This window comes from Streptococcus humanilactis, from assembly GCF_019448275.1.
GTDB classification, from domain to species: domain Bacteria; phylum Bacillota; class Bacilli; order Lactobacillales; family Streptococcaceae; genus Streptococcus; species Streptococcus humanilactis.
Genome location: NZ_JAHXBZ010000001.1, coordinates 530815 through 531046, shown reverse-complemented (window position 1 = coordinate 531046; position 232 = coordinate 530815). Strand labels below are relative to the sequence as shown.

1 protein-coding gene is annotated in these 232 nt (G+C 40.1%); it reads right to left on the bottom strand.

The genetic code is table 11. The features are described from left to right. Nucleotides 1-17 precede the first annotated feature (17 nt). The coding region (locus KV696_RS02450; protein WP_219966753.1) for a hypothetical protein at nt 18-232 on the bottom strand (215 nt) is incomplete at its 5' end.

Below are 232 nucleotides of genomic sequence, written 5' to 3'. Positions count from 1 at the left end.
AAGGAATTGAACCCACCCTAAAAGCAGTGGGAAAAAGATAGTTGGTCTAGCGAGCATCGCTCACTGCACCCAACTCCTATTTTCCCTTTGCTTTTTGACGGGTTTGGTATCTTTCTCAATATAAAATATAAAATAAAGAAAGGTAGAGCGTGTGTTTTGATTTGAACACGAGCGGAAAACTTTTCTAAAAACTCAGAAGAGAAGGGGAGTTCAGGTTTGAATTGAAGCCGGT